This is a genomic window from Desulfosporosinus sp. BICA1-9, from assembly GCF_000802135.1.
Genome location: NZ_JUEE01000230.1, coordinates 46,595 through 57,320 on the forward strand (window position 1 = coordinate 46,595; position 10,726 = coordinate 57,320).

Consider the following 10,726-nt stretch of genomic DNA (forward strand, 5'->3'; position numbering starts at 1 on the left):
ACGAATATTCAATTGGTTGTAATGCGTCAAAACGAGCAGGAATGTGTTATAAAAAAGTTTTCATTAGATGCTATTATTATAACAATAGTCAAACTAATCGCGCATTAAAGAGTAAATAATATTTAAATAGAGAAGGGTTGCGATTTAGAGAGTAATAATTTTGAGGAGGGTGCCTGTGGACACAAAAAAGATGAGACTTCTTAAAGAACCTAGTGTGGATCAAACGTTTTCCATGTTTACCCAAAGTCAAGAACTAAAAAAAGCTGCTGCTCATTTCTTTGAGTCTATGGAATCAGTCCTGCTCCGAAATCAAATCGTTGATGCTCTTCAACCTTATAATCTTGGGAGTGTTACTGCTGTTTACGAAATTTTTGGTGGATATGTTAATCGTAGTTTTGGCATTTATACTGAAAAAGACGGACAGAAGAACGAATATTTTGTGAGGAAATATAAATACGGAATTACAGAGTCAGAAATAACATTTGAACATTTAATGATTGAATACTCAAAAGCTCATGGCTTAGATATTGCGGCAGGATTAATTCGTACTAAAGATGGTTCAACATTTGTCAAGAAAGTCGAGGGAGCGAAAGAAAAGAAGAAGGATATCTATTTTGCGGTGTATGAATTTCTGAAAGGAGAGGACTTATACACCTGGGATACTCCTAATTTAAATGATGAAGAATGTGCCAGCGCTGGAGAAGTTCTCGCAACGTTCCATAACGCTGCCAGAGATTTTAATTCACATGGTTTAGAGCGGGTAGAACCTAAGATCATGGATTTACTCTTGGCTCTACCGGAAAAATATAAGACTTTAGCACAGACCGATATTGACACAAAGTTTCACACCTATTATAAAAGTAAGCTTGACTCAATATTAGAGGTTATTGAGAGTTCGCGAATCCCCAATGAAATACTAGAAAAAATGCCATACACACCTTGTCACAATGACTTTCATGCCGGCAACTTAAAATACGAGGATAACAAGGTTGTGGGAATCTTTGATTTTGATTGGTCTAAAATTGATCATCGGCTCTTTGATGTTTCGCTTGCTCTAGCCTATTGTTGTTGCTCCTGGAAAGATGACGAGGATGGTGTATTACTTCTCGATAAATGTGCAATCTTTCTAAAAGCATATCAACAAAGATTGGTTAAATTGAAAGGACTTGAACCGCTCAATGCAGTGGAGTTAGAGTATCTGCCAACGATGATTGCCGCTGCCAATATCTATTTGATTAACTGGGATGTATTAGCCTACTATGCCGGAACGAATTTGAACGAGTATGAGTACATTGCTTATTTACAGCATAATGTTCGTTTGATGAATTGGATTGAAAACCATAAAGCAGAGATTGCAGACGTTGCTAACTCCTTATAATGGTTTAAATCATATTAGAGTGAATTCACTCGGTAATATAGTAAGGGTCTTTGCCCTACCACTAAATTGAATTGTGCCAATTTTTCTCCCGCATATAGAAACGGGAGACCTTACACTCGATAAATGAGATGTAAAAGAAAAATTGATAGTATGGAAAGGGGACAGTATTGTGGAATTTACAAAATTATTTAGTCAGGTAGAAGTAGAACGCGTTCACGAAGCCTCATTGGAAATTCTTGAAAACGTTGGGATGCTGGTTCGCAATGAGAAAGCACTTGCAATTTTTGCTAAGAATGGCTGCCAAGTTGACATGGAGACAATGATGGTCAAGTTTCCAAGAGAAGTAGTCGAGAACGCTAGAAAGTCGTTTGTTCCTACTTATACTTTTACGGCCCAAGATCCTAAATTCGATGTCACAATGCCCGGAGACCGACCGATCGTCGTAACAGGAAGTTCAGCACCTAATATTATCGATCCTAAAACAGGCGAAGAACGTCGAGCAACATCTGACGATATTGCCAATATTGCTTATTTGATTAATGAACTGCCAGGCTTTGATGTTTTTTCAATTTCTACCTTAGCTGATGATGCCCCAGAAGGGCAGTTCAGTATATCTCGTTTTTACCCTGCTTTGAAAAACTGCAAAAAACCTGTCCGTAGTAATACTCCCAACATGGAGGACCTCAAAACAGTCTTAGAGTTAGGCGCCCTGATCGCAGGAAGCGAAGAAGAATATCGTAAGCGTCCCTTCATCAACCACCACTACTGCCCAGTTGTTTCTCCCTTGACCTTTGATGTGGAGTCGACGGAAGCAGTTATCTACCTGATTGAACAAGGTTTACCAGTCTATGGAACGATTGTGCCTAATGCAGGGATGACCTCACCACTTAGCTTGATGGGAACATTAACGCTTGGTAATGCTGAGTTCTTGGGATTGGCAACTCTAATCCAAATGATTCGTCCGGGTGCCCCTATGATTTATGCGGTATTGTCAACGGTTGCTGATATGCGGACAGGGGCTTATGCACCTGGTGCTATCGAGACCGGAATGATGCAAATGGCTCATACAGAGATGGCAAGATTTTACAATGTTCCTTCCGGTGGATACATTGGCTTGACGAATGCTCATTCAAATGATGCTCAATCCGGCTATGAGACGGGTATGAATACCACAGGTGCCTTGCTGGCAGGGGCAGACCTCTTCAATATGGGTGGTCTCTTAGGAAGTCTGATGGCCTTTGACTTTGCTAAAGCGGTTATCGATAATGAAATCGCCTTAATGCTCAAACGAATGAAAAAGGGCTATGAATACAGCGAAGAGAACCTCTGCTTAGATCTAATTGCTAAAATTGGACCTGGTGGTAGTTATATGGACACCGACCATACTATGAAGAATATGCGTACTATCGCAGTTCTCCCTAAAGTTGCGACGAGAGAAATGCGTCGTCGTTGGGAAGATCAAGGTAAGCCGGATGCCCATAGCCGAGCGATGAAAGAAGCTAATAAAATTCTGAGCAAACCTAATAAGTCGCGCTTCACCGACGAAATGGATGCTAAAGTTCGTGACCATTTTAAGGGACTAGTCGCGGGAGACGCTAAATGGAGCCTATAATTTAATTGTAAATAGTTTATCACTAATTCATAATCATGAAATTTAACGTGACGGCCAAGAGCGGCCGATAGGAAAGGGAGAGAATAATGAGCGTACAAGACATTTTTGCTGCAGTGGTTGAATTTGATATCGACAAAGTGGTGACTCTCGTTAATGCAGAGGTAGCTAGTGGGACTGACGTTTCTGAAATTCTTAGTGATGGTCTGATCGCAGCCATGGATGAAGTTGGCCAACGCTACTCTGAAGGAGAATTCTTTGTGCCGGAAATGCTCATGGCGGCTAAAGCTATGAAAGCCGGACTTGAAGTACTTAAGCCATTGTTGTCTCAAGGGGAAAACGAGAAAAAGGGAACCATTATTATCGGAACTGTCAAAGGTGACTTACATGACATTGGCAAAAACCTGGTTTCCATGATGATGGAAGGTGCCGGCTTTGAAGTCTATGACCTCGGTGTAGACGTAGATACAGAAAAATTCCTGGCCACGGCTAAGGAGAAAAATGCCGATGTGATCTGCATGTCCGCACTCTTAACCACCACGATGCCGTTTATGGAAGTCACGGTTAAAGCAATCCGCGAACAGGGTTTAAGCCTTAAGACGATGGTCGGCGGCGCACCTGTTTCAGAAGATTTTGCTAACAAAATTGGGGCAGATGGTTGGAGCACTGACGCTCCCGGAGCAGTGGAGACGGCTCGCCGACTTACTGCTAAATAAAAACATTTTTTAAAGATTTGAATTTTATCTCAGCTTATACTATAGTTTATTCTTGACTAAGTCATTACCGTTATCTGAGTTTGAATGACGACCTTTCAATGGGTGAATGACTTAAGTGGATCTAAGTCAGATAGACTTAAGTCGATGCTGACTTAGGAGACATGTAACAAGTTAGTGAATATTTATACCGATCCATTTAATTAGTGACCTTTTGGGATAATATTTTGCTTGAGTCAGGTCATTAAGAGGGATTGTTGCCAGTATAATTGTTGGCATAGAATTTGCAGTATTCACTAAGAGGATTAAGTTGAACTGAAATATGAGGAGGAAAAGTCAATGTTAGTAGTTGGAGAATTAATTAATGCAAGCCGCAAGGCTGTTGGGGAAGCCATCAAAGCACAGGATGCTGCATATATCCAACAGGTGGCTAAGGACGAATATGAAGCAGGAGCGGACTTTATCGATGTGAATGCCGGTATCTTTGTGGGCAAAGAACCTGAATACCTGCAATGGCTAGTGAAAACAGTTCAAGAAGCAGTTGACGCCCCTTGCTGCATTGATAGTCCAGATCCCAAGGCCATCGAGGCGGCTCTGTCTGTGCACAAAGGCATCGCGATGATTAACTCTATATCTTTGGAAAAAGAACGTTATAATGCCTTAATTCCTGTCGTTGCCGGAACTGACTTAAAAGTTGTGGCCCTTTGCATGAGTGACGAAGGGATGCCCGAAACAATGGATGCTCGGCTTAGAATTGCCGAAAAACTGATTGACGGCTTAGTCAAAAATAATGTTCCGCTTAATAATATTTATGTTGACCCGTTGGTTCAGCCTGTTTCTACCAACAGTACCTTTGCAGTTGAGTTCATTAACTCTGTGGAAGCCATCATGACTCGCTTTAAAGGGGTCCATACGATTTGCGGACTTTCCAATGTGTCTTATGGCTTGCCAGTTCGAAAATTCATGAACCATGCCTTTGCTATTATGGCCATCGGCAAAGGGTTGGATGGACTCATCATCAACCCGCTGGATAAGATGATGATGGCGAGCTTGGTGACTGCCGAGGCTCTGGCTGGACGAGATGACTATTGTGTCAAATATCTTAAGGCCTTCCGCAATAAACAATTCGATTTCTTAGGCTAATCTTAAACTGCAAATCAGTGAATGATCCCCTTCTCTCGCTTGAGGAGGGGATCATCTTTAATAGGGGTACTATGCTTGATGGACAAGTCAGTACGCTTAAGAATAGTAGGAATTCTACTGGCAAGCTAGGAGGTAGAACGTGGCGCTTGTAATGTTTGATTATGATGGAGTTATCGTTGATTCCCTTGAGGTTTTTATAGCTCGCTTTTCACAAGCCTGTCTGGAGAATGGGTTCACAGGGATCCAAGAGCCGCATGATGTGATCGGGCTTTTTGAAGGGAATGTCTACGAAACTATGATGCAGCGCGGTATGGATGAATCAACGATTGACACTATTTTAAAGCGATATGAAATTTTACAAGGTGAACAATTGGCAGATCTTGAACTCTTTGCTGACATAGGAGAAGCATTACAACGTATTTCTGAAAAACACTTAGTTTATGTCATAACCTCAAATCTGTCCAGTGCTACGATAAAGATATTAAGCCAAAACGGAATTACTTGTTTTATCGATGTCATTGGGGCAGAAAAGGAAAAGAGTAAAATTAAAAAGATTCAAAACACAATGTCCTTACATCCCAGAATCCCCGCCTATTATGTGGGGGATACTAAAGGAGATATGATCGAAGGTAAACATGCTGGAACCCAGACCATTGCAGTCACGTGGGGATGGCATTCACCCGCTAAACTCCAGGAAGGTTCTCCAGATCATCTCTTTAATACTCCTAAAGAACTGGCGAATTTCTTAGAAAAGGTAGAATAATGACAGATAAGTCTGAGTTATCTTGAAGGATAACCATGAAACGAGGCGAATATTAATTATAGGAGAAAGTATCTGTGGGAGAACAAGGGGACAGGTGAACTGTTTGCCTTGGGGGAAGACAGATAGTCGATATGCTAATAGGAGGTCGTCATGGAGATAACAATTTACCCCAATCAAGTCATAACAACAGAGGAAAATGAAACCTTAATGGAAGCCCTCATCCGTAATCGTCTTCCCGTGCAAAATGTTTGTAATGGCAAAGGAACCTGTGGTAAATGTAAAGTTCGAATGACTGGGCATGTCTCTTCGCCAAGTGAGCGAGATTTAGCGCATCTCAATGACATTGAATTAAAGACAGGTATAAGGCTTGCCTGTACCGTTGTACCTGCTGAGGGTATGGTTATTGAACTGGACTTTGTCGAGAGCCAGGATCGAAAAGAAGGGGCTCTCCTCGGAATGAAGGCGACTGCCTTAGATGCCAAGGTGGAAAAGGTATATATTCAGGCCAGCAAGCCAACCCTTGCTGATGAACGAGGGGACTGGGATCGTATCGTAGATACCCTAAGCACGATCACAGGTAAGAGTTATACTAAGGCCAGCTTGTATGTCCTAGGTAAGGTTCCGGACGTTTTACGGGCAGATAAGTACGCCTTAACGATTACAGCTTCTGACGATGAGATTATGGATATCGAAGCGGGAGATACGACAAAACGACTTTATGGTGTAGCCATTGATATTGGAACCACCAGCGTAGCAGTCGCCCTAGTCGATCTATTACAAGGAGATGTCCTGAAAGTTGTATCTACGGAAAATCAACAGACAGCTTATGGTGCGGATGTAATCTCTCGTATTTCCTTTGCTACGGAAAGTCGAGAGAATGCCTTGACTTTACGCAGTGCTGTGAGGAGAACGATTAATCACTTACTTGAAGAACTCGCTTCTAAGACGGATATCCAACAAAGCGAGATCTATAAAATGACGATCGTGGGTAACACGACGATGCAACATCTTCTTCTAGGTTTGGATGTTTCTCATCTTGCAGTTTCTCCCTTTGTTTCAGTCTGTAATCGACCCTTGACGTTCACGGCGAGGGAATTAGGACTGGAAATCAATGCTCAAGCTAAGGTTCATCTCTTCCCAAACATCGGAAGCTTTGTTGGGGGAGATACCATGGGGGCTATTGTAGGAGCGCCTGAAGTTTTGGGAGAAGGGAATCATTTACTCATTGACTTAGGTACGAATTGCGAACTGTTCTTAAAAACCGAGAACACGATGATTGCCTGCTCTACGGCGGCAGGACCAGCTTTCGAAGGTGCTGGCATTGCCCATGGAATGAGAGCAAAACAGGGAGCCATTGAAGGAGTTACGATCACGGACGATGGAGTAACCTTTGAAGTGATCGGCAGACATAAACCAGTCGGCATTTGCGGCTCAGGTCTCATTGAGGGGATCGATGAGATGAGAAAGTCTGGTGTTGTCAACAAACAAGGGAAACTTTATGATCCTGAAAAGGGAGAAGGGCTTTCCCTAGAACTAGCCAATCGGATTCGCAAAGGTGAAAAAGGGCGTGAATTTGTCTTGGCTTATGGTACGGATCAAGGAATAGATGTGACCTTAAGTCAAAAAGACATTAGCGAAATGCAGTTAGCCAAAGGAGCTGTCTGCGCAGGAATTAAAACCTTAGTTGAAATGGCTGATATTACAGTACCTGAGCTTGATTCAGTTATTTTATCAGGGACCTTTGCAACCTATCTTAAAGCAAATAACATTTTAAATATTGGTCTTGTTCCAGATATATCCCCAGATAAGATTAAATCGGTTGGTAATGCGGCGCATGTAGGAGCTATACGAGCTCTTCTGAATTACCAAGAATTAACGAAGGCCAAGGAGTTATATCTTAAAATTCGCCATGTGGAACTGGGCGGAAATTCCACATTTTCCAGTTACTTCATGAATAGCATGTATTTAGAGCGCCTAAGTTGATTGAATCTTTTAAAATTGCCGGAAAACATCTTAAATTATAGTCCAAGAAGGGTTATAATGAAATAAGAAAACAAGATCGATATTGGAGAAAAGGGAGAGGTCTGTTAAATGTTAAATAAGTTTAAAGAGTCGATACTTGACAAAAACACACTTTCTGTAACTTGGGAACTTGTACCCGGAAGAGGTGCCAATGAAAAGGCCCAAGAGAGTGCTATCGCATCGGCAGAACAAGCTGCTAAAGGTGGTAGAGTCCATGCACTCACCATTACAGATAACCCTGGTGGTAATCCGGCAATCCTAGCTGATTATTTGGGCATGGAGATTCTCAAAATGGGGATTGAACCCTTGGTACATTTCACTTGTAAAGATAAGAATCGTAATCAGATGGAAAGTCAGTTATACGCTTTAGATCGTGCAAAAGTTCGCAATCTCTTAGTGATGACAGGAGACTACACCTATTCTGGATTTAAAGGACGCCCTAAACCAGTCTTTGATCTCGATCCCTCTAATACCTTACAACTGATCGCTGAAATGAATAAGGGCTTAGAAGTTCAAGGAATGAAGGGACCAACTTATCACGCACCCAGTGACTTTTTTGCCGGAGCGGCTGTTTCCCCGTTCAAGTCTACAGAGGCTGAACTGATGGTTCAATACTACAAGCTGAAAAAGAAAATCGAAGGCGGCGCTCAATTTGTCGTCACTCAACTAGGGTATGATGCTCGGAAATGTCATGAAGTCATCCAATTCCTGAAGGTTAATAAGTTAGATATTCCGGTTGTGGGAAATATTTACGTGCTGCCTTATGGAGCAGCTAATGTCATGAATCAAAACAAGTTGCCTGGTTGTGTCGTCACAGACAAACTTTTGGCAGAACTCAATGAGGAAAAGGGCGCCGCGGATAAAGGGGTAGGTCAACGGATGTTGAGGGCCGCCAAATTGTACGCGATCTTGAAAGGCATAGGCTGTGCCGGAGTTCATATTGGCGGGCATAACCTTAAATACGAACAATTAGAATACATTCTTGACAAAGGGGAAGAACTTTACCCGAATTGGCAAGATCTTGTCAAAGAGTTTGATTATCCTCAAACGAATGGATTCTACTACTTTGAAAAAGATGAGAAAACTGGTTTGAACACAGATCGACCTACAAATCGAGCCAATCTCCCCTTAGATGCCCCAGCTGGAGCGATGTATTCGTTGATGCGTGGAATGCATGGTCTCATGTTCACACCTGATAAGAAGTTGTTCCCCATGATGCGCAGTATGTACCGTGCAGCAGAGGGTAAGAAGAAAACTGAAAAGAGGCTGCATGCTGTTGAGCATCTTGCCAAAGTCGTCATGCTTGATTGCAAGGATTGCGGCGATTGTGCTATGTTGGATTTAGCCTATCTTTGCCCTATGTCCCAATGTCCAAAAAATCAGCGTAATGGGGCTTGTGGCGGGAGCCTGGACGGTTGGTGTGAGGTTTATCCAAAAGAGAAGAAATGTGTCTGGGTCAGAGCTTATGCCAGACTCAAGAAATATGGTGAAGAAGCATCTTTAGATGTTCCTCCGGTGCCACCCGCTAACTGGGATTTCTATCAGACGTCCTCATGGTCTAATTTCTTCTTAGGAAAAGACCATTCAGCACCTATCTTAGGTATCAAGCGCCCAGAAAGTAAATTAAAGAAATAATTGATTTAATTAATTATTTCTTTAATGGTCAAATTGCGATTGCTCCCTTTGATTCAGAATCTAAATTTAAAGTTCGAGGTGAATATGATGGCAACAGGAGTTATTAAAGCGGGGGCATGTGGTTTTACAATTAATGTAAAAGCGCTAAGCGAGGACGGGCATAAAGTAAAATTGGAGATTACTAGTGACTGTCCGAATTACCAAAAGATTGCTCAAGAATTAGTCGAAGTCGATGCTTTCCAAGAGATTTTTAAAAAACTTCATATGGGGAAAGTGTATGAAGTTTTTGCCAAATATAGCCCACATCCCAGTTGCCCGGGTGTTTCCGGGATTATAAAAACCATAGAAGTGGCTGCAGGGTTGGCTTTGCCCCAAAATGCTAGTATCAGTGTTACTAGGGAGTAAGTTTGAAACGTTAACGAAGAAGTAGAAGGCCCATTGCCGATTGATAAGATCGTTAATGGGCCTTCTTTTGTTTTAAAAATCCCACTGATTTTGCACTATCCTGTCAACCATAAGTACATACCATCCAGCTTCCCAGGAATTCCAAGTTGATTTATCAAAGTCAGCAAGAAGACCCCCGACTTCAAAACTCCGCAGTGTTTAAGTGGGGGATGAATTGCGTTCTTCTACATAATTTTGTCGTGGCTCTCTGATATAATCTAATCAAATCATTCCCTAACTTGAAGGGAGGTGAATAGAGAGTGGGTATCAAGCAAGCCAAACGTAAAAGCGATCCATCAAAGGATATGAAGCATGATTACGATGTTCTCGTCTCGAAGATCCCATTGAGGCTTAAGCTGGAGCAACACGATCTCGTGGATCGCCTTCGGAAGGAGTCGGCGCGTCTCTGGAATGACATCTTGGATATTCACTGGTGGCTTTGGAGTTCATATCGAGTCTGGAGTTCCGAGAGCCAAATGAAGAAGCTCTTTAATGCGAAAACGCATAAACTTCATTCCCAGACGATCCAAGCGACGATAGAACTCCATCAGGAAACGTGCGATCGGACCCGGGAGCAACGAGTACAGGGAAACCTCGATTGGAAATATCCTTGGCGATATAAACGATTTTTCTCGGTTAACTATAAGAAAATTGCTCTCCGTCACCTAGAAAAGACCGATTGCATTGTCTTTTCGAATGGCCGAAATGAAGAGTCTTTGGTGATTAAACGACCCAAACATATTCCCTTTACGTCTATCCATTCGGCCGAAATCGTTTGGGCTTACAATCAATATTGGCTTCACCTAGCCATCGAGAAACCAAAGTTAATCACCGTTACAGACTCCGGCATCGCCGGGGCTGATCCAGGGGAGATTCATGCGTTGACTCTAACGGATGGAAAAGAACACCTTATTCTCACCGCGCGAGAACTTCGGTCGTTGTATCAATTAAGAAATAAAGTCTTAGCTCAGCTTTCGAAAAAGATATCCAAAAAGCGTAAAGGTTCCAAGGCCTTCTGG

At 42.3% G+C, this 10,726-nt stretch carries 8 protein-coding genes and 1 pseudogene; all 9 read left to right on the forward strand.

The features are described from left to right. Positions 1-175: 175 nt before the first annotated feature. Entirely contained in the window at positions 176-1,378 is a 1,203-nt protein-coding gene (locus tag JL57_RS28455; RefSeq protein WP_034145257.1) for a phosphotransferase, read from the forward strand. A 169-nt stretch (positions 1,379-1,547) separates the two neighbouring features. Continuing rightward, positions 1,548-2,990 (forward strand): trimethylamine methyltransferase family protein, encoded by a 1,443-nt coding sequence (locus JL57_RS28460; protein WP_034145258.1) that lies wholly within the window; start codon positions 1,548-1,550, stop codon positions 2,988-2,990. Positions 2,991-3,076: 86 nt separating this feature from the next. Further along, the gene (locus JL57_RS28465; protein ID WP_034145259.1) at positions 3,077-3,703 is read left to right on the forward strand and encodes a corrinoid protein; all 627 of its coding nucleotides are present in this window, start codon (positions 3,077-3,079) and stop codon (positions 3,701-3,703) included. A gap of 336 nt (positions 3,704-4,039) precedes the next feature. Continuing rightward, on the forward strand, positions 4,040-4,843 hold the full coding sequence (locus JL57_RS28470) for a methyltetrahydrofolate cobalamin methyltransferase (RefSeq protein WP_034145260.1): 804 nt from the start codon (positions 4,040-4,042) through the stop codon (positions 4,841-4,843). A gap of 139 nt (positions 4,844-4,982) precedes the next feature. Beyond that, a complete protein-coding gene (locus JL57_RS28475) occupies positions 4,983-5,606 on the forward strand; it encodes an HAD family hydrolase (RefSeq protein WP_034145261.1) in 624 nt (207 codons plus the stop codon). A gap of 150 nt (positions 5,607-5,756) precedes the next feature. Next, entirely contained in the window at positions 5,757-7,589 is a 1,833-nt protein-coding gene (locus JL57_RS28480) for an ASKHA domain-containing protein (RefSeq protein ID WP_034145262.1), read from the forward strand. A 108-nt stretch (positions 7,590-7,697) separates the two neighbouring features. Beyond that, the gene (locus tag JL57_RS28485; RefSeq protein ID WP_034145263.1) at positions 7,698-9,263 is read left to right on the forward strand and encodes a methylenetetrahydrofolate reductase C-terminal domain-containing protein; all 1,566 of its coding nucleotides are present in this window, start codon (positions 7,698-7,700) and stop codon (positions 9,261-9,263) included. Positions 9,264-9,350: 87 nt separating this feature from the next. After that, positions 9,351-9,668 (forward strand): DUF6951 family protein, encoded by a 318-nt coding sequence (locus tag JL57_RS28490; RefSeq protein WP_034145264.1) that lies wholly within the window; start codon positions 9,351-9,353, stop codon positions 9,666-9,668. Between the two features lie 299 nt (positions 9,669-9,967). After that, positions 9,968-10,726: pseudogene (locus JL57_RS28495) on the forward strand (RNA-guided endonuclease TnpB family protein); the annotation flags it as partial.